This is a genomic window from Providencia sp. PROV130 (genome assembly GCF_028482225.1).
Classification (GTDB): Bacteria; Pseudomonadota; Gammaproteobacteria; order Enterobacterales; family Enterobacteriaceae; genus Providencia; species Providencia rettgeri.
On sequence record NZ_JAMPQC010000020.1, the window covers coordinates 124,831 to 146,243 of the forward strand.

Genomic DNA, 21,413 nt, shown 5'->3' on the forward strand with positions numbered 1-21,413 from the left:
AAAATCGGAGGCACATAATGCCTCCCTATTAGCCTATTATAAATGCTCAATATTCGGTTCTTGTAAACCTGCGTCATGCCATTCTTTCATTGCAGGCAAAACTAAAACTCGGTCAACCCATTGTTTAGCCGCTGGGTTTACAGGTAAATGATAGCTACGGATTCGGAAGGCTACGGGTGCAAAGAAGGCATCTACAGCCGTAAATTCACTGCCCGCAAGCCAAGGGCCACCAAATTGGTTCAACCCATCCTGCCATAGTTTCTGCAAGCGGTTTAAGTCAGTTTGTAATTCAATTGGAATATTATTAAGTGGCGCATTATGAGCTCCATCCATCGGACATTGCTGTCGTAACGCACTAAAACCTGAGTGCATTTCTGCGCTGGCACTTCGAGCCCATGCTCTGGCTTTGCGATCTTTTGGCCAGACTTGCGGGAAGTCTTCTGCAATATATTCGCAAATGGCTAATGAATCCCATATTGTTTGGTTTTCATCGATTAAACAAGGAACTAAACCGGTAGGGGAAAAACGACTGAATTTTTCATGACTGCTTTTACCGTTTTCAAATAAACACAAATTTTCTTCAAACGGGATCTGTAATACCTTTAGTAAAACCCATGGGCGCAATGACCATGAAGAGTAGTTTTTATTTGCTATCCAAAGTTTATACATAGTATTTAACCTATCAGTCAGTTCGCGCAATGTTAAAAGGAAGAATACCAATGTATGGGGAAAAAGGCAGACCTACAAATGTTATTTTATCGAAATAGCTTATATTTATTAGGAATAAGTTAGATTTAATTGAAATTAATAAATAAATGAACTAAGTATTTAGTTACGACCATTTACAAAAGTGGAAGAATCTTTATTCAACTTTCATAATTAAAACTAGACAAAATCAAATGGTAATCTATTTTTCATTATGTTGATCGTATTTGAATGTCTTCAACAAAATATTTGTTTAACTTTGGGATAGGAATAAAATTAATTTCACCTTATGATTATTACGGCTTAGTTAATAAAATATTACCTTCTTCTCTAAATGGTTTTTATCATGCAATGGAAAAATAATGCAAGCCGCTATGGGCATATCTCTTTGCTCGTACATTGGCTAGTCGCAATTGTCGTATATGGAATGTTCGCTTTAGGTTTATGGATGGTGACACTAGGCTATTATGATAGTTGGTATCATCAAGCTCCTGAGATACATAAAAGTATAGGAATATTATTATTTATTGTTATGGCATTTCGTGTGATTTGGCGATTTATTTCACCGCCGCCGAAGCCATTAGCAAGCTACAGTAAATTAACGAAAGCTAGCTCTATTATTGTTCAAATTCTGATTTATATTATTTTATTCAGTATTTTGATCAGTGGTTATTTAATCTCAACCGCGGATGGACAGCCTATTAGTGTGTTTGGTTGGTTTGATGTTCCTGCTCTGTTTACTGGTGCTGCGACACAAGCAGATACCGCAGGTGAGGTTCATTTATATTTAGCTTGGGCAGTGGTTCTATTATCAGTGTTGCATGCTTTTGCAGCTTTTAAACATCACTTTTTTGATCGTGATATTACATTAAAAAGAATGTTGGGTTTTAACCCCGATAAGTAACGTGGAGATAATTATGTTGAAGAAAACGGTTCTTGGTCTGGCTACTGGTGCACTTTTTTTAACGGCAGGTTCAGCATTAGCAGAAACTTACCAATTTGATAAGCAAGGCCAACATGCGTTTATTGAATTTCGTATTCAGCATTTAGGTTATAGCTGGGTATATGGTAGTTTTAAAGACTTTGATGGATCTTTTACTTATGATGCAAAAGATCCGTCAAAAGATAAAGTCGAAGTCACTATTAAGACAGGCAGCATTGATACTAACCATGCAGAGCGTGATAAACATTTACGCAGTGGTGATTTCTTAAACGCAGCCAAATTCCCTGAAGCGAAATTCGTTTCAACAGAAGTGAAGAAAGATGGTGAAGCTTACAAAATCACAGGCGATTTCACTTTAAATGGCGTCACTAAGCCGATTACATTAGATGCTAAATTAATGGGCGAAGGTAAAGATCCTTGGGGTGGATACCGTGCAGGTTTTGAAGCAGAAGGTAATATTAAGTTAAAAGAATTTAACATCAAATCTGATTTGGGTCCTAAATCTCAAGAAGCACAACTGTTGATTTCAGTTGAAGGTGTTCAAGTTAAATAAGATTTTTATCATAAAAAACCTTCAGGCTTTCGAGTGCTGGAGGTTTTTTTATATCCAGCGTATTATAAATTGTTTCTTTGTGGCAAATTCCCCCGTCTGAACCTCGCAATTTCCCTTATTCCTATAGCTAGACGACTTTAATACAAGCTAAAATAAGCATTATTACTTTTTATCGTTCAATTCGTGGCATTAACACTTTAGATACGTGAATATTATCGGTTTTAGATGCCATGGCATTATATGCAATTGGTTCTACAGTATATAAGTAGCTTGAAAGTGTTTGTGGGGAACCGTTTTACAAGAAAAGGCAGGGTAACTTTGAATACAAATAACTCACGTAAAACCGCATTAATTGTTAGCATTATTTTTATTGCATTTGCATTCGGTTTTTATTGGTTAAGTAAAGATAACAATGTGTTATCTACAGAAAATAATAGTGCAATTCATTCAGAGGCACTTGCTCAAGTTGAAAAAGAATTACCGATTATCGCGACGGTTAAGAAAATAAGCCCTGAAACCTATCAAAGTTTTGAGCATCTAATTACACAATACGACCCAACTAATGAAGATTTACGCCGTCAACTGTTTGACCAAGTAGTCGGGAATGTCATGAAGTTAGTACTAGAGCGTATGGAATATGCCTCTGATGACTCCGTGATTAATTTTACTAGCAGAGTTAATGATTACCTAAAAATCTTATTGGAAGAAGATCCAACGGGAAAAACGTGTTTTTATTCACTATTTCCACACTTGAGAGAAACAGCAGAAATTATTCCACCACAAAAAAGCCAAGCTGTTTTGTTGAAACAAATTCAAGCAACCAATGAACTTTTAATTTCAAGTGAAGCTGGCGTAAAACAGGCGTTAATGTCCCCGACAGAATATTCTGAGGAATTAACCCAACTTGCTAGCGGGCTTTCTGCAAAGTATGGTGAAGATACTGCAATTCTTGGGAATTTAGAAGCAGGGAAGAAATCACCTGCACTAGCGTGCCGTATTTCTATTAGTTTTTATGATGAAATATTATCTATTCCAGATAATCCGAAAAAAGCGGCATTGTTACGTTCTTTATTTTCATCAGTAAATAATTAATTCTTTTTAGCAAAATGGTACTGGTTAATATTGGTACCATTTTGTGTCATTAAGTATTACATTTCATAGCGTTAATCGCACTTTTTTTAATGCATTATTATTTGAGCATAAATAGTTCGTATTTATGTAGTATGCTTATTATATAAATTTATTTTTAACTATTTTGGAGATGGCATGCAATTTATTAAGAAAAGTATCATCGCACTTGCCGCCGCTGCTGCGATATCAATGCCAATTGCAGTAAGTCAAGCTTGTACTCGGGTTGTTTATTTAGGTGAAAATGAACAGATAATGACCGGAAGAACAATGGATTGGAAATATGATATAGGCACTAATCTATGGATCTTTCCTCGAGGCATGGAGCGTGATGGCATTGCAGGGCCTAACTCTTTAAAATGGAAATCAAAATACGGTAGTGTGATCGCTTCGGGTTATGATATTTCAACGACTGACGGAGTGAACGAAGAAGGTCTAGTTGCCAATTTATTATGGCTTGCTGAATCAAAATACCCTCAAGTAGATAATAAACAACCTGCGTTGTCGATATCGTTATGGGCGCAATATGTGCTAGATAATTATGCGACAGTGGAAGAGGCAGTTGCAGCGTTAGAAAAAAATCCACTGGTAGTGGCAACGGATAATGTTCCAGGACAGGATAGGTTAGCCACTTTACATTTATCATTATCAGATGCGAGTGGCGATAGCGCAATTATCGAATATATTGATGGTAAGCAGGTCATTCATCATAGTCGTAAGTATCAAGTTATGACTAACTCGCCTACTTATGAAAAGCAATTAGCAATGCAGGAATATTGGCAAGGAATTGGCGGTACTGTCATGTTACCGGGGACAAACCGTTCCGCAGATAGATTTGCTCGTGCACAGTTTTATATTAATGCAATTCCTCAAAAAACAACGCCTAATAAAGCAGTAGCCAGTGTTTTCAGTGTCGTACGTAATGTGTCTGTTCCTTACGGATTAACGTCCGAAAATTCACCTGAAATATCGTCAACACGCTGGCGGACATTAGTTGACCATAAACGTCAGCTCTACTTTTTCGAATCAGCATTAACGCCAAACATTTTTTGGACTGATTTGGCTAAAATTGACTTTTCAGCAGAAACTGGACAAGTGAAAAAGTTGGACCTTGGTGAAGAGCAGAGCCATATTTATTCAGGGGATGCGACTAATAATTATGTGGTTACAAAACCTTTTGAATTCTTAGGGTTAAGTGCAAAACAGTTAGGTTACTAACTTTGCCTATAACGCGTATCAGCCCTCTTTATCTATAGGGGGTTGATATGAATCAAGTCCTCGATAATTTATCCATGAATGTTTTGCAGATAGCAAATGAACGGTATAAGATGTATTTAAAATACAACTTATTGGTGATGATATGAATAATCTCGTGTGTTACAAAACCATGCCGGTTTGGAATAAAGCGTCTTTACCGTTAATGTTTCAAGAGCGTCATAATACAAAAGAAGATACATATGCACAGTTGAAAATGCTAAAAGGTTCTTTAGATTTTATCATTTTTAATGAGGATGGCAGTGAACAACATTTTACTTTTGATATTCATAACCAGCCGCCTATTATCGAACCTCAAGTTTGGCATCGTATTTCTGCTTGTAGTGATGACATGGAATGCCAACTGGCTTTTTTATGCAAACCAGAACTGAAATTTTATAAAGAACACGGGTTAACGACTCCACATTCAGAAGTGCGTTACCTGTGTGAGAACCACCTTAGTAAGCCATGTAAAACATTAGATTTAGGTTCGGGAAGGGGCCGCAATAGCTTTTATCTTGCCTTACAAGGTTATGACGTGACCTCGGTAGATATCAACCCTCAACATATCCAAGCGATTGACTTTGTTAAAAAACAAGCTGGGGTGGAAAATATTCATACGGCTGTTTATGACATTAATAGTCACCAGATACAAGAGGATTACGAACTCATTATTTCTACTGTCGTATTGATGTTTTTGCAGCGAGAGAAAATTGCCAATGTTATTACCAATATGCAAGAACATACCCTGTCAGGGGGCGTTAACGTTATTGTGTGTGCCGTTGAAACACCAGATGCGCCACTGGATTTAGTGCCATTTAAATGTTTCTTAAAACCAGGGGAGCTTGAAGGGTATTATAAAGATTGGGATATTTTAAAATATAACGAAAACCCTGGGCACTTACACCGCACTGATTCACAAGGTAATCGTATTAAATTAAACTTTGCAACACTCATTGCGCGGAAAAAGTAAGTAAGAGGTTAGTATAGGTTACCTTAGTAAAAGAGTTGCCGAGGGTGGCAACTCTTCTTTATTTCTAATCGTTAAGGTTTGCTAGCGGCGGAATTAGCGGTTTCTTTTTCGCTTCGGGCTAAAGTCTTTTCGAGCAAGACAGAATATAGCGGTTTACCACCTAAAAATTGGGCTATCATTGTGGCGCCAATACAGGTAATAATCATCGGTAAGATTAACTGGTAGTTATTTGTCATTTCTAAAACTAAGACTATCCCAGTTAATGGCGCTCTGACGGTTGCGGCAAATAATGCTCCCATACCTGCAATAGCGAAAGTTCCCACTTCAATTTGGTAATTAGGAAATATTTCGAGGGCAGCGTAGCCAAAAACGCCACCAAATAAGGTTCCTAGTGCGAGTAAAGGGGAGAAGATACCCCCAGGAGCACCAGAGCTAAAGCTAATCGTCGAAGTTAAAAACCGTAAAGCAAAAAATATGAATAATAAAGTGATGGTAAATTGGCCAGCAACCATCTGGTGGATCACCGAATAGCCGCCACCAACAATTTCAGGTAGATAAACACCAATTGCACCACAGGCACCACCAATTAGCCCGCCCATCAATACAAAGCGAGAAATTTTATTTTGGTAAAATGCTAAAAATTTACTTTGTAGGTACAATAAAAAACCATTAAAACAGATACCGATAACACCAAACATTAATCCTAAAATTAAATAAAGCCATAAAGTATTCATCGGTGCAGAAGAGAATTGACCGATATTTAATATAATAGCTTCCCCATTAATTAACCGATAGACAATGGTGGAGGTAACAACACCGATAAATACCGCTTTAATTGAAATTAAACTGTATTTAAATTGCGGGCGCATTTCTTCAATAATAAATAAAATGCCAGCTAAAGGGGCATTAAATGCTGTAGATAAACCAGCAGCAGCACCAGAGGCAAGCAAGGTATGGCGCGACTCATTATCTTTTAAACGAAATAAATCATAAAACATTTGGCTAAGGTTCGCACCAAGCTGCACAGTTGGCCCTTCGCGCCCTAACACCATGCCTGAACCTAATGTCCCTAATCCACCAATAAACTTAACTGGGATGACTCTCCACCACCTTACGGGGCGCAAATCCTGTAATGCCCCTTCAATTTCTGGGATCCCAGACCCACCCGATTCAGGAGAGAACCGTTTAACTAGGTAATAGCCTAACATGGCAAGAAGTGCCGAGATAAAAAACATCCCAACAACCATCAACCATTTTGGAGCAACCCATTCACTCACTGATTGAACGCGATAGTTGCTAATCCAAGTTGTTCCTATTTCAAATAGAGAACCGATAAGACCGACTGCAGCACCAATGAGTGCCGCGAGTAGTAAGATTTTTACAGGTGTTTTATCTGATTCTTTTAACCGTTTAAAAATCCGTAACCGGCTTTTTATCATAGATTTACTTGCTGAATTTACCTGGCTCATCTTTATTGGATTCTCTTTATACGATGGAATAACAATCAGTTATAGGTAAGTATAACAAGAGTTACCGTAAGAACGTTATCAGGAAAAAAATAAAATGCAAAATAGTGTATTTAAGCAAGGAAACTGAGAAATAAAAACCAGCAGCACGAATAGCATACTTTCATTACCGTGAATAGTTCTCATTTGCAATGAATATTAATATAGATCAATAAACCATTAGATAATGAATAATTCCACTTTTTTATTCTAATAAAGAGCGTAGTCTTAATGTTGTATTTGAAATGCAACTTTAAGAGGCGAATAACATGTACTGTGTGCAATGTGAACAAACAATTAGAACTCCAGCTGGAAATGGCTGTGCATACGCGCAGGGTATGTGCGGTAAAACAGCAGAAACATCTGACCTACAAGATTTATTAGTTGCTGTATTGCAAAGCTTATCTGCAAGCGCAGTCACTGCTCGCTCGCTGGGTATTATTGACCATGATATTGATAGTTTTGCTCCGCGCGCATTCTTCTCAACCTTAACTAACGTCAACTTTGATTCAGAACGTATTATCGGTTATGCCCGTGAAGCTATTTACTTGCGTGATAAATTAATCAAGCATTGCCAATCCGTAAATAGTGTAGTGGCTTTCAATCATCCATTAATTAATTTGCAATTAAATGGAACTGACATTCCAACCTTACAGGCACAAGCGGCTCAATTTTCATTAGATATTGATAAAGCAGAAGTCGGTGAAGATATTCATGGGTTACGTATGTTATGCCTATATGGCTTAAAAGGGGCGGCAGCCTACATGGAACACGCCCATGTTTTAGGTCAGTATGATAATGAAGTTTATGGCCAATATCATGAAATTATGGCTTGGCTTGGAACATTGCCATCAGATATGAATGAGCTGCTTGATAATGCCATGGCAATTGGTCTGATGAATTTCAAGATCATGGAAATTTTGGATGCAGGTGAAACGAGCGAATTTGGTCACCCAACCCCAACGGAAGTTAACGTTCGTCCAGTCGCAGGGAAATGTATTTTAATTTCAGGTCATGACCTGAAAGACTTAAAAATGTTGTTAGAACAAACTGAAGGTACGGGTATCAATGTTTATACCCACGGTGAAATGCTGCCAGCACATGGTTATCCAGAGCTGAAAAAATATGCGCATTTAGTCGGTAACTATGGTAGCGGTTGGCAAAACCAGCAGGTGGAATTTGCTAAATTCCCAGGTTCTATCTTAATGACTTCTAACTGCATTATTGACCCTGATGTTGGTGATTATAAAGACCGTATCTGGACACGTAGTATTGTAGGTTGGCCAGGTGCAAAACATTTAGTGGGCGATGATTTTTCTGCAATGATTGCTCAAGCTCAGTCGCTTGCCGGTTTCCCGTATACCGAAATCGAGCACAAAATTACGGTTGGCTTCGGTCGTCAAACACTACTCGGTGCGGCAGATGCGGTGATTGATTTAGTTTCACAGAAAAAATTACGTCACGTATTCCTCGTTGGTGGATGTGATGGTAGCCGCGGTGAGCGTAGCTACTACACGGACTTTGCGCGTAGTGTACCCGAAGATTGCTTAATCCTGACACTCGCTTGTGGTAAATATCGTTTTAATAAATTAGATTTTGGTACGTTAGAAGGACTACCACGCTTATTGGATGTGGGCCAATGTAACGATGCATACTCTGCCATTATGCTTGCAGTGAATCTATCAGAGAAACTTGGTTGTGGTATTAATGATTTACCATTGAGTCTGATTCTGTCTTGGTTTGAGCAAAAAGCGATTGTTATCCTCTTAACATTATTAGCGTTGGGTGTGAAAAATATTTATACCGGCCCAACAGCGCCTGGTTTCTTAACTGAAAACTTATTGAATGTGCTAAATGAGAAATTTGGCATGCGGAGTATTACGACAGTTGAGCAAGATCTGGCAGAAATTTTACCTGCATGATCAATAAACCGATAGAAAAAGCTTAAAAACGATGTGAAAGACGGGGGTTGCGGCCCCCTTTAAAGGAGTAGCGCAATGACCATGCCAAGCAGTTTATGTCCAAATAGAATGCAAGTTCATTCTATTATTCAAGAAACATCAGATGTCTGGACAATTAACCTTATCAATCATGATTTTTATACGTATTCACCCGGTCAATATGCTTTGGTCAGTATTAAAAATAGTGATGATGTCATGCGTGCTTACACTCTTTCATCATCACCGGGACAAAGTCGTTTTATTTCCATTACTGTCAGGCGGTTAGACGATGGTGAAGGGTCAAATTGGCTAACGCGTTCAGTTAAAGAAGGTGACTACCTTTGGCTTTCTGAAGCACAAGGGGAATTCACCTGTGCCAATCTAAAAAACTCGCAGTATTTGATGCTAGCTGCTGGGTGTGGAGTGACACCGATTATGTCAATGACACGTTGGCTGATGGTGAATCGCCCAAATTCCCATGTAAAAGTGCTATTCAATGTTCGCGATGATAAGCAAGTTATTTTTGCTGAGGAGTGGCAAAAGCTCGTCCGGTTATATCCAGAACGGTTGCAATTGTGTGTCATGGCGGAAACACCAGATAATGGCGATATTGCTCAAGGGCGTTTAACCGAAGAGAAATTGAAAGCGTTAGTACCCGATATTAATTCACGAATTGTGATGACGTGTGGGCCTGTACCTTATATGAAAAATGCACAGCAATTTGCTGCAAATTTAGGTGTTCCTGCTGAACATTTCTTTATGGAGCGTTTTTCTACCGAACCAGAAATTGTTGATAGTGAAGATATTCTTACGTTAAAAATTCGTCAACGATTAGTCAATTTTAAAGTCCCAGTGGGGACGTCTTTATTATCTGCACTAGAACAAAATAAACAACCTGTTATTGCGGCTTGCCGAGCGGGTGTTTGTGGCAGTTGTAAAACAAAAGTGTTGTCAGGAAATTATACAACCACAAGCACAATGACATTAACCGAAGCAGAAATAGCGGAAGGTTATGTTTTAGCGTGTAGTTGCCAATTACAGGGCGACACTGAAATCGCGTAAAGTTATTTCATGTGTGCAAACTGTCTCATTAGATTATTAATGGGACAGTATTATAAAATAAATCATAGTAATTATTTACAATACTCGAAATGAGAGTGTAATTAATGTTCCGGTAGTGAACTACGTAAAAAATAAATAGATAATTTACTGAGTGTATTAATTGCTGACACAGCAACCTCTTTGTTTGGGTCTTGACATAAGTCTATGATTCTTATGATGGCATCATTATATTCAATCGTTGCTTTGAAATCCCCTAAAGCAGAAATGGCAGCAATTTTGATTTCATCATTTACGCGAAATGTTAAGTTTGTTAACATTCCAACAATTACTTTATCCATAATAAAACTTTCACTGTTAAATAAAATAAAAAATATTCTAAGATAATTCTTGTGATATTTAATACTGTATTGATATCTGAAATTAAATATTAACAATTTAAAAGAATAGTTTTCAATGATAATTTCGAATTAAATAATGACATAAGTGTATTTTCTTATCTCATCATTTGCTTATTTGATTTTTTTTAATATAAAAAACCAATGATTCATTGATATTAGTGATTGCGTATACTCTAATAAAGCGTTTCAGTTATATTTAATTAGGCTTACTCCTTTATATTGTTTTTTTGTATTGTAAGGTAAATGGGCAGGTAAGTTTTGATTAATTATCGATAAGATTTACTAAATAATATTACAAATATTATTTAGATTTATCTAAGGGTTGGTTATTGATAAGTAACTAAATATATTTATTTTAATTTGAATATTTAATTTTATTATTAGTTACATTTTGTTACTTTGTGAAGATATATTTAATATAAACTTAAACGAAACCTAAACAATAAGTTTCTCATGCGTAAAAAAACGTAGATATAGGGTGGCAATTAATTCATCAATGGGTATAATTCGCGCCGCATCCAAAGTGCAGTATCTCGTTAGGCGAGGCTCCTATACAAACATAGGTTACTGATCTGACGACGTCGAGAGACGCCCAAGATTAGGACAGGATATATCGACCGAAGGTATATCCCCATGTAACTTCCTGCTAAATCAGGATACGTTGTATAGTGCTAAAACCGAGACGAAGAGATAGCTTTCGCATTCTCTCATCTGGTTTCGCCCCTATGTGAGTACTGTTTGAGTAACCAACAGTAATAGGGACTAAAAAAATGACATTCACTACCCAGAACAAAGCGGGAGCAGTTGCTATTGCTCAATCCGCAATGAAAGGCGCGCGCCTCAAAGACAATAATACACCGTCACCAAAAGTTGATGATGCAACAGTTAGCGCTTATATGAGCCAATCATATTTGCCAGTCTCTGTCGCAGACTCAATAGCTTGCGTGAAACAAAATCTTATTGAGCACCTTGATGGCGAGCAAATCCCAACCTATTTATTTGTTGTCGATAACGACAATTATTTAAATGGTATTCTTTCAGTTAAATCATTATTAGCCTCACCTGAAAATTTATTAGTGTCTGATATCATGAGACACAATTATTTTTCTGTCGCCCCAGAACAATCACGTCATGATGTTTATGACCTGATTAATCATAGTGGTTTAGATATGATACCTGTGGTGCAATTTGGCAAATTGATGGGTGTTTTGCGTCCGCAAGATATCGCCGAACTGATTGAAGATGAGAATACACTTGATGCGCAGTTACAAGGCGCTACCACTCCATTAGATGAGCCCTACTTAACGACAAGCCCTGTAACTTTATGGCGTAAACGTGTCGTTTGGTTGTTGATGCTATTTGTGGCCGAAGCGTATACAGGAACTGTATTAAAAGCATTTGAAGAACAACTCGAAGCCGCAATTTCGTTAGCGTTTTTCATTCCGCTGTTGATTGGTACAGGCGGTAATAGTGGAACACAAATTACATCAACATTAGTCCGTGCAATGGCACTGGGCGAGGTGAGTTTACGTAATCTCGGTACAGTACTAAAGAAAGAGGTCTCTACCTCATTTTTAGTTGCGGTGACTATCGGTGGTGCGGCATTAATCCGTGCATGGATTTTAGGTGTTGGCCACGAAGTGACTATTGTGGTTAGCTTAACCATCGTTGCGATTACAATGTGGAGCGCGGTTGTTTCTTCCATTATCCCAATGGTACTGAAGAAATTAAAAGTGGACCCAGCAGTTGTTTCTGCACCGTTCATTGCAACTTTCATTGATGGAACTGGCTTAATTATTTACTTTGAAATCGCAAAATTAGTGATGACGGAGTTTGCTTAAGCGCACACCTCAAACTTGATGCGGCAGAAAGGTTAATTTTCTGCCGCAGCGACAAAAACCTCTTCTTGTTTTAACACTTCCCCACATTTTCGACATAAATATTGGTTTTCACCACGTAGCACTTTGTTATGACGGCGTATAGTTAATTCATGGGTCATTTCACAAGCACAACGGTAGCGAAATGTTTTACTTTTTACTGTCGTAACTGCAAAGTTGTGTGTGCGTTTAGCCGTGACTTCCAGTACGTGTTGCATCATCCATTTCCATTCTTTGCCATGCGGTGCGATACCTTTGCGGCCAAATACTCGAAAAACCAACAAATGCGCTAATTCATGAGGCACAACCTCATCAATAAATTGTTCTGTATTTTCGATGAGTAAACTGGGGTTGAGGCGAATTTCCCATTCTTTTAAGTAAGCACTACCCGCAGTTGTTCCCCGTTGCTTGTAGTTAACTGTTGGTTCTGGAAATGACTGTTCGAGTTTGTGCTCTGCAAGTGCGAGCTTTTCTCGCAATATGCGCATAACTTGTTGTTGTAAAAAAAGTGGAACACGGATTGTTTTCATGGAGTAAAGGATACGTGAAGGCAATGGACATAAACAAGCAATAATTGACATTTATTATATCAAAATATATATTGTATTCTTGTATAATATAAATCAGCAAGAACATATGCACAATAATACACCTGAACAGCAATTATTAGCGATGAAGCAGGCCGCGTCAGAAACGGCTTCGTTATTGAAAACATTAGGGAATCCAGATCGTTTAATTTTATTATGCCAATTAACACAGGGTGAAGCCTGCGTGAGTGAGTTAGAAGAGCAGTTAGGAATATTACAACCGACGCTCTCTCAGCAATTAACGGTATTGCGTAATGAAGGCTTAGTGATGACGCGTCGAGAAGGAAAGCGTATTTACTATGCGATTGCAGATGAGAAATTATATACGTTGCTCAATACGTTATACCAGCTTTACTGCCCTGTGAAGGAGAAATGAAATGACAATCGATTGGGCTAATTTTACGCCACTATCTGCCTCAGTTGGCGGTGTATTGATAGGTTTAGCCGCTGCAATTTTATTAGTTTTTAACGGCCGTATTGCGGGTATTAGCGGTATTCTAGGTGGGTTGCTAAAACCAACGAAGGGAGATACGGCGTGGAAAGTCGCTTTTATTATTGGTCTGATGAGCGCCCCAGCGCTATTTACTTGGTTGGCGTATACACCAGAAGTTAGCATTGCAACCAGTACACCTATTTTAGTTTTAGCTGGGCTGTTTGTTGGTTTTGGCTCACGGCTTGGAAGTGGCTGTACTAGCGGCCATGGGATTTGTGGCATGGCAAGGTTATCTCGTCGTTCAATTGTTGCGGTATTGGTCTTTATGATTGTGGCTTTTGTGACAGTCGCATTAGCTAACCATTATGGGATAGGGAGATAAACCCATGCCTATTCTTATCGCATTAATTTCAGGGATACTGTTTGGTTTAGGGTTGGTCATTGCCGGAATGGGAAATCCAGCAAAGATTTTAGCGTTTTTAGATATTACTGGAACGTGGGATCCCTCTTTATTAATTACGATGGCAGTTGGAATGGTAATCAGTGGTATTGCTTTCTTAGGGGTTAAAAAACGCTCTGTTAGTGTACTAAATTGCCCATTGCAAATTCCGACCAATCAAACGATAGATAAAAAACTAGTCACCGGAAGTGTGTTATTTGGTGTGGGATGGGGGTTAGCAGGGATCTGCCCAGGGCCTGCATTATTGTTGACAGGAATGGGATTAACACAAGGGATAATATTTACATTAGCGATGGTTGCAGGAATGGCTATTTTCCAGTTTACGCAAAAAAATTAACCGTTAATTCAGCGCAATAAAAAACCCATCATTAGATGGGTTTTTTTGTATATGGTTTATTTACCGAAGTGATTACAAGCCTGCGGCGGCACGCAATGCTTCAGCTTTGTCAGTTTTTTCCCAAGGGAACTGAGAACGACCAAAGTGGCCGTATGAAGCAGTTTGTTGGTAAATTGGGTGTAATAAGTCGAGCATCTTGATTAAGCCGTAAGGACGTAAGTCAAAGAATTCACGAACTAATTGGATTAATAATGACTCATCAACTTTACTTGTTCCAAAGGTTTCTACCATAATCGATGTTGGTTCTGCCACGCCGATAGCGTAAGAAACTTGGATTTCACAACGGTCTGCAAGGCCCGCAGCGACAATATTTTTTGCTACGTAACGAGCTGCATAAGCTGCTGAACGGTCAACTTTTGACGGGTCTTTACCAGAGAATGCCCCACCACCATGGCGAGCCATACCGCCGTAGGTATCTACAATGATTTTACGGCCTGTTAAGCCACAGTCACCCATCGGCCCACCGATAACAAAGCGGCCTGTTGGGTTAATAAAGTACTTGGTATCTTTTGATAACCATTCTGCTGGTAGAACTGGCTTGATGATCTCTTCCATCACCGCTTCATGCAGATCTTTTTGTTGAATATCTTCAGAATGCTGAGTAGATAAAACAACGGCATCAATACCCACAATTTTGTTATTGTCGTATTGGAATGTTACCTGGCTTTTCGCATCTGGGCGTAACCATGGCAACGTGCCATTTTTACGAACATCAGCTTGGCGTTGAACTAAGCGGTGTGCATAAGTAATAGGAGCAGGCATTAATACATCAGTTTCGTTGGTTGCATAACCAAACATTAGGCCTTGGTCACCCGCGCCTTGTTCTGATGGGTCAACACGGTCAACACCTTGGTTGATATCAGGCGATTGTTTACCAATTGCACTTAAAACAGCACATGAATTGGCATCGAAGCCCATTTCGGAACTGGTGTAGCCAATTTCGCGAACAGTTTTGCGCGTGATTTCTTCAATATCAACCCAAGCACTGGTGGTGATTTCTCCCCCGACCATTACCATACCTGTTTTGACGTAGGTTTCGCAGGCAACGCGAGCTTTCGGGTCTTGTTCCAGAATAGCATCAAGTACTGCGTCAGAGATTTGATCAGCAATTTTATCTGGATGCCCTTCTGATACAGACTCAGAAGTAAAGAGATGTGTAGCCATGAGATTAATACCTTAAGAATTCGCAAATTTATAATTGGATGTTTTAACATCTAGACGGCTATTTTAGTCCCATACGGTAAAAATTTCTACCTGTATTTATACAAAAAAGGAATAGAGCCATAAAACAGCAATGGGTAAAGTTTTATCGCAATTTAGTCATTTTGGTTTTGCTTTTTGAGCGCAATAGATGTATAAACTGCGACCGTAACGGATGGTTGTTGTTTCCCGTTATATACCAGCAGAATGATATAAAACTTCTGCTATCTATCAGGAATGTTTATAAACTTTTGAATTTCAATAAAAAAATAAGGTGATATAGCTTAAATCAACAGGTCAAACTGCCAAAATAGTGCTACCACATTGAAATTTTAAAGGGGTAAACAGTTATATTGGGGGTTAATGGGTAATGATCCATAATCTACTGAATAACAGTATCCAACCGTCATATGCGGATCGCCGCGTGACTTTGGCATTTACTTTCCTGTCATTCTTTACTTCATCACGAAGTTACCGTCACATCTTTAATACACCTTCGAGGCTGAGTCATTAATCTGTCAGCTTAAGGTCGTATATTGTCACTGTTTAGAAGTTCTAAGCACTTTTTATTAAAATCTGAGTATTGCCGTTTCCCCGACATAACTGCCTTGCAGTGTTATGTCCTCACTGACATGCATCAGGAAGGAGAACGCGTCACTCACCCCTCCATAAAAGGAGTTTATTATGAATGATAATATCGCTCGCAAAATGCGTCAGACGTACAACATCGCGTATTGGGGTGGTGGTTACTATCAGGTGAATGAGCGCGGAAATGTCTGTGTTTGCCCAAACCCTGAGAACCCTGACACCTTTGTTGATTTAGCTGACCTCGTTAATCAGGTTAAAGAAGAGCAGGAGCATTTACGCTTACCTGCATTGTTTTGTTTCCCGCAAATCTTACAGCACCGTTTACGTTCAATAAACGCAGCATTTAGACGTGCACGTGAGTCTTATGGCTATAAAGGCGATTACTTTCTGGTTTATCCCATAAAAGTTAACCAGCAACGCCGAGTCATTGAATCGCTGGTTAATTCTGGCGAGCCGCTCGGCCTTGAAGCGGGTTCAAAAGCTGAATTAATGGCTGTTTTAGCAAACGCAGGTAAAACACAAACGGTTATCGTCTGTAATGGGTATAAAGACCGTGAATACATCCGATTAGCGTTAATTGGGGAAAAATTGGGTCACAAGGTTTACCTTGTTATCGAAAAAATGTCTGAAATTGAGATGGTATTGGCAGAAGCGGAAAGCTTAAATGTCACGCCACGCCTCGGGGTTCGTGCTCGTTTGGCTTCTCAAGGCTCCGGTAAATGGCAGGCAAGTGGCGGTGAAAAATCTAAATTTGGTTTGGCTGCAACTCAAGTACTGCAATTAGTGGAAATTTTACGCAATGCTAATCGCTTAGACAGCTTACAGTTGCTTCATTTCCATTTAGGCTCTCAGATGGCCAATATTCGCGATATCGCTACGGGTGTCCGTGAATCAGCGCGTTTCTATGTGGAACTACATCGCCTTGGCGTTAACATTCAGTGCTTTGATGTGGGCGGTGGCCTTGGTGTTGACTATGAAGGTACTCGTTCTCAATCCGATTGCTCAGTCAACTATGGTTTAAATGAATACGCTAACAACGTGATTTGGGCAATTGGGGATGCGTGTGAAGAATTTGATTTGCCACACCCAACAGTAATTACCGAATCGGGCCGAGCATTAACAGCGCATCATACGGTATTAGTGTCCAATGTGATCGGGGTTGAGCGTAACGAATTTACTAAAACAACACCGCCTCATGAAGATGCACCACGTTCATTGATTTCCTTATGGGAAACGTGGGAGTCAATGCAGCATCAAGGTAATAGCCGTTCATTACGTGAATGGCTGCATGATAGCCAGTTCGACTTACAAGAAGCGCATACTCAATATGCACACGGCGTACTAGATTTAACGCAACGAGCATGGGCAGAAGAGTTATACCTAAATATTTGCCGTCGCATTCAACAGGATTTAGATCCAAGCAATCGTGCTCATCGTCCAATAATCGACGAACTGCAAGAGCGTATGGCTGATAAGTTCTATGTGAATTTTTCATTATTCCAATCGCTGCCAGACTCTTGGGGAATCGACCAAGTGTTCCCAGTGTTACCGATTGAAGGGTTAGATAAACCATTAGACCGTCGTGCGGTACTGTTAGATATCACCTGTGACTCTGACGGTATTATTGACCATTATGTTGATGGCGATGGCGTTGAAACCACAATGCCAATGCCTGCATATGACCCTGAAAAGCCGCCAATGATAGGTTTCTTTATGATTGGCGCGTACCAAGAAATTTTAGGTAACATGCATAACTTATTTGGTGATACTGCCGCAATAGATGTCTGGGTTGATAGCCAAGGCAACTTGCGTTACCTGCAAAGTGAAGAGGGCGATTCTGTGGCCGATATGCTGCAATATGTCAAATTAGTACCGGAAGTCCTACTAGAAAGCTTCACAGAGCAAGTAAAAGGCACTGGTTTAAGTGAGCAGCTACAAAAAGACTTTGTGGAAGAGTTCGAGAATGGTTTGTATGGGTATACTTATTTAGAAGACGAATAAATGCTCAATGCGCGTTATATTTCGCACCGTCGCGTTGTTGGCTGCATTTGCCAACCCTAGTCACATACTTATGTATGCTCTTAGGGCTTGGCGTATTTTGCCGCCTAGCGACAGCACGAACTATTTAGCGCACTATATGAGTCATAACGTATTAAGATACTGAACAGATAATAACTTTGTGCAAATAACATGATTTGTTTATTATTTATACTGTACGAAGTTAATTAAGTAGAACGATTCGAGCCAAATATTAAAAGGGCTTGCTAACGGGCAAGCCTATTTTGAGGAACAAAAATGATTAATAGTACTTTAGGCAATCAAGTTGATAATTCACTGGTTTCTAACGCATTTGGTTTTTTACGTTTTCCATTGAATTTTCAACCATATAGCTCAGATGCGGAATGGGTGATCACGGGTGTACCATTTGATATGGCAACCTCAGGCCGTGCAGGCAGTCGTCATGGGCCAGCCGCTATTCGCCAAGTGTCTACTAACCTTGCATGGGAAAGCCATCGTTGGCCTTGGAATTTCAAGCTAACCGAACGTTTAAATGTCGTCGATTGTGGTGATGTGGTGTTTGCTTTCGGTGATGCACAAGACATGAGTGACAAGCTGCAAGCACATACTGAAAAATTGCTTGAATCAGGTAAACGTTGCTTAACCTTTGGCGGTGACCACTTCGTCACACTGCCATTGCTGCGTGCTCATGCAAAACATTTTGGTAAAATGGCTTTAGTTCATTTTGATGCACATACCGATACTTATGGTAACGGTAGCAAGTTTGACCACGGAACCATGTTCTACCATGCGCCAAAAGAAGGGTTAATCGACCCAAATCATTCAGTGCAAATTGGTATTCGTACTGAACATGATAGCGACAATGGTTTTACTGTATTAGATGCAGGTCAGGTGAATGATCGTAGCGTGGATGATATGGTTGCGCAGATCAAAGAGATTGTCGGTGACCTACCTGTTTACCTGACTTTCGATATTGACTGCCTTGACCCTGCATTTGCACCGGGTACAGGAACCCCTGTTATTGGTGGTTTAACGTCAGATCGTGCATTGAAATTATTGCGTGGAATACAATCATTAAATATCGTGGGTATGGATTTAGTGGAAGTCGCTCCGGCTTATGACCAATCTGAAATCACGGCATTAGCCGCAGCATCTATCGCATTAGAGATGCTGTATATTCAAGCTGCTAAAAAATAAGTTATTTTTAATTGCATCAATAAGCCACCGATTGGTGGCTTTTTTATATCCATACTTTATATAAGTGTTTATCAATTATACTAAAAATCAACAAATCGCATTTTTTGTTTATTGAATTGAGAATGATTTTTATTAACAATAATCTTATAATTTACGTCTATATGTATTTTTCTACGGTAAAAAAAACATATTAACCTTGTAAATAGTGAAATATTTTTTATAAATAATAAATATTAGGCTAAAATTATTACTTTGTAACTTATTGTTATTGTTGCTAACTTAATATTAAAGGTGAACTAGTCAATTTGGCTATTATTCAGTAGGAGAAAAGTATGGCGTTAAATAATAAAGTTATTTTAGTTACTGGTGCCGCTCAAGGTATTGGTCGTGGTATCGCATTGCGTTTAGCGAAAGAAGGCGCTGATATCGCACTGGTGGATTTGAAAAAAGACAAGCTCCAAGATGTTGCCAAAGAAATTGAAGCGTTAGGCCGTAAAGTAACAACATTTGCCGCAGATATCAGTCAACGTGACCAAGTTTTTGCTGCGGTGGCTCATGCGGAAGCTGAGTTGGGTGGTTTCGATGTGATGATTAACAACGCGGGGATTGCACAAGTTAAGCCAATCGCTGATGTTCGCCAAGAAGATATGGATTTAATCTTCAAAATCAACGTAGATGGAACCTTGTGGGGCATTCAAGCTGCTAGTGAAAAATTCCAAGAACGTAAACACAAAGGAAAAATCATTAATGCATCCTCTATTGCAGGACATGATGGTTTTGCAATGTTAGGCGTTTACTCCGCCACAAAATTTGCCGTACGCGCATTAACGCAAGCCGCGGCAAAAGAATACGCCAGTTCAGGTATAACGGTGAATGCTTATTGTCCTGGTATTGTTGGAACAGATATGTGGGTAGAAATCGACGAACGTTTTTCTGAAATCACAGGCACGCCAAAAGGTGAGACCTATAAAAAATATGTGGAAGGCATCGCATTAGGTCGAGCACAAACGCCAGATGATGTGGCAGGTTTGGTTGCATTTTTAGCGAGCGATGACTCTGACTATATTACTGGCCAATCTATTTTGACTGATGGCGGGATTGTGTATCGTTAATTCATTTATATGAATTTAGGATGCAAATAATAGCCGCGATGAATAACTCATCGCGGTTTTTGTTTATGCGGCGTATTTTTGAATATCAACTAAGATATTGTCTGCTTGAGTCCAAAGTAAAGAGCCGCCTTCTTGCGGATGTAAATGGTGGTTGCAGTTTAGTAAGCGACCGGACAAAATTTTACCAAAATCGGGTGAGTGCACGGTGCTCATATCCAATTCGCCATACCATAAGGATGTCGGGCATTGAATATCTTCAGGGGTGAATCCCCAAGGCTGTAAAGAGAGGATTAAATCCTGTACATAACCTTGATTACCTTGGGCAAAAGCGCGTCGAATACACGCAGTATAGGCATCAAGGAATTGTTCTTCATTATAAAGTTGTTGGTCAATATCTGCGCTGCAATTAAGAATAAATGCCAGCAACCACTCACCAGTGACATTCTTCAATAGCCAATCTGACAGGGCTTCAGGGGTGTTAAGGGCTTGCTCTTGCATGTTCACGACATCAGTGCGGAGTATTGCGCGAGTTGCAGGGTATTCAAATTGGTCTTGTCCAGACACAATAGACAGTGAAATAGGCTGGCAATAGTGGGCGATAGCCATGGCAAAAACAGCACCTTGAGAAAAACCAACGACAGAAAATTGGGTAATGGATTGTTCATTTAGCAGTGTTTGCACATCCATAGCAAAGCTTTTCAATGATTTTTCAGGGTGAAAAGTGGATTCACCAAGGCCCGCACGTTCAGGAACAATCAAACGAATGTTCAGTTGTTCGAGTAAATCCAAACCAAATCCTAATGAACCACTCATCCCTGCTCCTGTACAAAAAACAACAGGGAAACCTGTTTTAGGGCCTGATTCAAACCAGCAAAATTGGCGGCTATCAGGTAATTTCATCGTGTGTTGATGTGTGTTGGTCAGTGGTGCGTTATACATGGTGAATTCCTAACACAGAGCAGGTATAGATTGGGTGATAAGATAGGTCAGTTAATAATTATTAAAACTGGCATTGTTATAGTTGCAATTTTAAAGTATTAAATAGGTAAAATGCAAAATATTAGCTTAATAAATATCAATTC

At 39.3% G+C, this 21,413-nt stretch carries 20 protein-coding genes and 1 riboswitch; of the genes, 14 read left to right on the plus strand and 6 right to left on the minus strand.

Annotation, left to right across the window (positions count from 1 at the left end; translation table 11 throughout):
- Positions 1–36 precede the first annotated feature (36 nt).
- Positions 37–669, minus strand: coding sequence for a glutathione S-transferase family protein (locus PSF28_RS14530; protein ID WP_210838895.1), 633 nt, complete (start codon positions 667–669; stop codon positions 37–39).
- Positions 670–1,051: 382 nt separating this feature from the next.
- Here PSF28_RS14530 and PSF28_RS14535 point away from each other — a divergent pair, with 382 nt between their 5' ends.
- The 5 genes from PSF28_RS14535 (at position 1,052) to tehB (ending at position 5,556) form a co-directional block, all read left to right on the plus strand.
- Complete coding sequence (locus PSF28_RS14535; protein ID WP_004913280.1) at positions 1,052–1,609, plus strand: cytochrome b; 558 nt, start codon at positions 1,052–1,054, stop codon at positions 1,607–1,609.
- A 13-nt stretch (positions 1,610–1,622) separates the two neighbouring features.
- Entirely contained in the window at positions 1,623–2,201 is a 579-nt protein-coding gene (locus tag PSF28_RS14540) for a YceI family protein (protein ID WP_042851639.1), read from the plus strand.
- 318 nt (positions 2,202–2,519) lie between these two features.
- Positions 2,520–3,293, plus strand: a complete 774-nt coding sequence (locus tag PSF28_RS14545) for a hypothetical protein (RefSeq protein WP_004913275.1) — start codon at positions 2,520–2,522, stop codon at positions 3,291–3,293.
- Positions 3,294–3,467: 174 nt separating this feature from the next.
- Positions 3,468–4,547, plus strand: a complete 1,080-nt coding sequence (locus PSF28_RS14550) for a linear amide C-N hydrolase (RefSeq protein WP_210840139.1) — start codon at positions 3,468–3,470, stop codon at positions 4,545–4,547.
- Between the two features lie 142 nt (positions 4,548–4,689).
- Positions 4,690–5,556 (plus strand): SAM-dependent methyltransferase TehB, encoded by an 867-nt coding sequence (gene tehB, locus PSF28_RS14555; protein WP_210840140.1) that lies wholly within the window; start codon positions 4,690–4,692, stop codon positions 5,554–5,556.
- 71 nt (positions 5,557–5,627) lie between these two features.
- On the opposite strand, the gene clcA is transcribed toward tehB, so the two are convergent.
- On the minus strand, positions 5,628–7,025 hold the full coding sequence (gene clcA, locus PSF28_RS14560) for a H(+)/Cl(-) exchange transporter ClcA (protein ID WP_004913264.1): 1,398 nt from the start codon (positions 7,023–7,025) through the stop codon (positions 5,628–5,630).
- 305 nt (positions 7,026–7,330) lie between these two features.
- Between clcA and hcp the strand changes: the two genes are divergently transcribed.
- Entirely contained in the window at positions 7,331–8,983 is a 1,653-nt protein-coding gene (hcp, locus tag PSF28_RS14565; RefSeq protein WP_115166864.1) for a hydroxylamine reductase, read from the plus strand.
- Positions 8,984–9,058: 75 nt separating this feature from the next.
- Complete coding sequence (hcr, locus tag PSF28_RS14570; RefSeq protein ID WP_272685254.1) at positions 9,059–10,063, plus strand: NADH oxidoreductase; 1,005 nt, start codon at positions 9,059–9,061, stop codon at positions 10,061–10,063.
- A gap of 101 nt (positions 10,064–10,164) precedes the next feature.
- Here hcr and PSF28_RS14575 read toward each other — a convergent pair whose 3' ends face one another.
- Positions 10,165–10,401 (minus strand): HEAT repeat domain-containing protein, encoded by a 237-nt coding sequence (locus PSF28_RS14575; RefSeq protein ID WP_004913253.1) that lies wholly within the window; start codon positions 10,399–10,401, stop codon positions 10,165–10,167.
- Between the two features lie 585 nt (positions 10,402–10,986).
- A riboswitch (M-box (ykoK) riboswitch) is annotated at positions 10,987–11,158 on the plus strand.
- Between the two features lie 73 nt (positions 11,159–11,231).
- Between PSF28_RS14575 and PSF28_RS14580 the strand changes: the two genes are divergently transcribed.
- On the plus strand, positions 11,232–12,302 hold the full coding sequence (locus tag PSF28_RS14580; protein ID WP_210838740.1) for a magnesium transporter: 1,071 nt from the start codon (positions 11,232–11,234) through the stop codon (positions 12,300–12,302).
- 32 nt (positions 12,303–12,334) lie between these two features.
- Here PSF28_RS14580 and PSF28_RS14585 read toward each other — a convergent pair whose 3' ends face one another.
- Positions 12,335–12,868 carry a SprT family zinc-dependent metalloprotease gene (locus tag PSF28_RS14585; protein ID WP_210838744.1) on the minus strand — a complete coding sequence of 178 codons (534 nt, stop codon included), beginning with the start codon at positions 12,866–12,868 and terminating at the stop codon, positions 12,335–12,337.
- Between the two features lie 106 nt (positions 12,869–12,974).
- Between PSF28_RS14585 and PSF28_RS14590 the strand changes: the two genes are divergently transcribed.
- From PSF28_RS14590 to PSF28_RS14600, 3 genes are read left to right on the plus strand one after another with little or no spacing between them, the layout of a single operon-like run.
- Positions 12,975–13,301, plus strand: coding sequence for an ArsR/SmtB family transcription factor (locus PSF28_RS14590; RefSeq protein WP_210838738.1), 327 nt, complete (start codon positions 12,975–12,977; stop codon positions 13,299–13,301).
- Between the two features lies 1 nt (position 13,302).
- Entirely contained in the window at positions 13,303–13,740 is a 438-nt protein-coding gene (locus PSF28_RS14595; RefSeq protein WP_210838736.1) for a YeeE/YedE family protein, read from the plus strand.
- Positions 13,741–13,744: 4 nt separating this feature from the next.
- Positions 13,745–14,155, plus strand: coding sequence for a DUF6691 family protein (locus PSF28_RS14600; RefSeq protein ID WP_004262080.1), 411 nt, complete (start codon positions 13,745–13,747; stop codon positions 14,153–14,155).
- Positions 14,156–14,227: 72 nt separating this feature from the next.
- Here PSF28_RS14600 and metK read toward each other — a convergent pair whose 3' ends face one another.
- Positions 14,228–15,379 (minus strand): methionine adenosyltransferase, encoded by a 1,152-nt coding sequence (gene metK / locus PSF28_RS14605; RefSeq protein ID WP_210838734.1) that lies wholly within the window; start codon positions 15,377–15,379, stop codon positions 14,228–14,230.
- 720 nt (positions 15,380–16,099) lie between these two features.
- Between metK and speA the strand changes: the two genes are divergently transcribed.
- The 3 genes from speA to PSF28_RS14620 all read left to right on the plus strand — a co-directional run bounded on the left by speA (position 16,100) and on the right by PSF28_RS14620 (position 20,331).
- Entirely contained in the window at positions 16,100–18,004 is a 1,905-nt protein-coding gene (gene speA / locus PSF28_RS14610; protein ID WP_210838732.1) for a biosynthetic arginine decarboxylase, read from the plus strand.
- A gap of 294 nt (positions 18,005–18,298) precedes the next feature.
- Positions 18,299–19,219 carry an agmatinase gene (speB, locus tag PSF28_RS14615; RefSeq protein ID WP_109912701.1) on the plus strand — a complete coding sequence of 307 codons (921 nt, stop codon included), beginning with the start codon at positions 18,299–18,301 and terminating at the stop codon, positions 19,217–19,219.
- Positions 19,220–19,551: 332 nt separating this feature from the next.
- A complete protein-coding gene (locus tag PSF28_RS14620; protein ID WP_210838729.1) occupies positions 19,552–20,331 on the plus strand; it encodes an acetoin reductase in 780 nt (259 codons plus the stop codon).
- A gap of 63 nt (positions 20,332–20,394) precedes the next feature.
- On the opposite strand, the gene PSF28_RS14625 is transcribed toward PSF28_RS14620, so the two are convergent.
- Entirely contained in the window at positions 20,395–21,270 is an 876-nt protein-coding gene (locus PSF28_RS14625) for an alpha/beta fold hydrolase (protein WP_210838727.1), read from the minus strand.
- Positions 21,271–21,413 lie beyond the last annotated feature (143 nt).

Excerpts from the sequence above, each read along its gene's own strand:
- PSF28_RS14530 (WP_210838895.1), bottom strand. The coding sequence starts at position 669 with ATGTATAAACTTTGGATAGCAAATAAAAACTACTCTTCATGGTCATTG.
- PSF28_RS14535 (WP_004913280.1), top strand. The coding sequence starts at position 1,052 with ATGCAATGGAAAAATAATGCAAGCCGCTATGGGCATATCTCTTTGCTC.
- PSF28_RS14540 (WP_042851639.1), top strand. The coding sequence starts at position 1,623 with ATGTTGAAGAAAACGGTTCTTGGTCTGGCTACTGGTGCACTTTTTTTA.
- PSF28_RS14550 (WP_210840139.1), top strand. The coding sequence starts at position 3,468 with ATGCAATTTATTAAGAAAAGTATCATCGCACTTGCCGCCGCTGCTGCG.
- tehB (WP_210840140.1), top strand. The coding sequence starts at position 4,690 with ATGAATAATCTCGTGTGTTACAAAACCATGCCGGTTTGGAATAAAGCG.
- clcA (WP_004913264.1), bottom strand. The coding sequence starts at position 7,025 with ATGAGCCAGGTAAATTCAGCAAGTAAATCTATGATAAAAAGCCGGTTA.
- hcp (WP_115166864.1), top strand. The coding sequence starts at position 7,331 with ATGTACTGTGTGCAATGTGAACAAACAATTAGAACTCCAGCTGGAAAT.
- hcr (WP_272685254.1), top strand. The coding sequence starts at position 9,059 with ATGACCATGCCAAGCAGTTTATGTCCAAATAGAATGCAAGTTCATTCT.
- PSF28_RS14575 (WP_004913253.1), bottom strand. The coding sequence starts at position 10,401 with ATGGATAAAGTAATTGTTGGAATGTTAACAAACTTAACATTTCGCGTA.
- PSF28_RS14580 (WP_210838740.1), top strand. The coding sequence starts at position 11,232 with ATGACATTCACTACCCAGAACAAAGCGGGAGCAGTTGCTATTGCTCAA.
- PSF28_RS14585 (WP_210838744.1), bottom strand. The coding sequence starts at position 12,868 with ATGAAAACAATCCGTGTTCCACTTTTTTTACAACAACAAGTTATGCGC.
- PSF28_RS14590 (WP_210838738.1), top strand. The coding sequence starts at position 12,975 with ATGCACAATAATACACCTGAACAGCAATTATTAGCGATGAAGCAGGCC.
- PSF28_RS14595 (WP_210838736.1), top strand. The coding sequence starts at position 13,303 with ATGACAATCGATTGGGCTAATTTTACGCCACTATCTGCCTCAGTTGGC.
- PSF28_RS14600 (WP_004262080.1), top strand. The coding sequence starts at position 13,745 with ATGCCTATTCTTATCGCATTAATTTCAGGGATACTGTTTGGTTTAGGG.
- metK (WP_210838734.1), bottom strand. The coding sequence starts at position 15,379 with ATGGCTACACATCTCTTTACTTCTGAGTCTGTATCAGAAGGGCATCCA.
- speA (WP_210838732.1), top strand. The coding sequence starts at position 16,100 with ATGAATGATAATATCGCTCGCAAAATGCGTCAGACGTACAACATCGCG.
- speB (WP_109912701.1), top strand. The coding sequence starts at position 18,299 with ATGATTAATAGTACTTTAGGCAATCAAGTTGATAATTCACTGGTTTCT.
- PSF28_RS14620 (WP_210838729.1), top strand. The coding sequence starts at position 19,552 with ATGGCGTTAAATAATAAAGTTATTTTAGTTACTGGTGCCGCTCAAGGT.
- PSF28_RS14625 (WP_210838727.1), bottom strand. The coding sequence starts at position 21,270 with ATGTATAACGCACCACTGACCAACACACATCAACACACGATGAAATTA.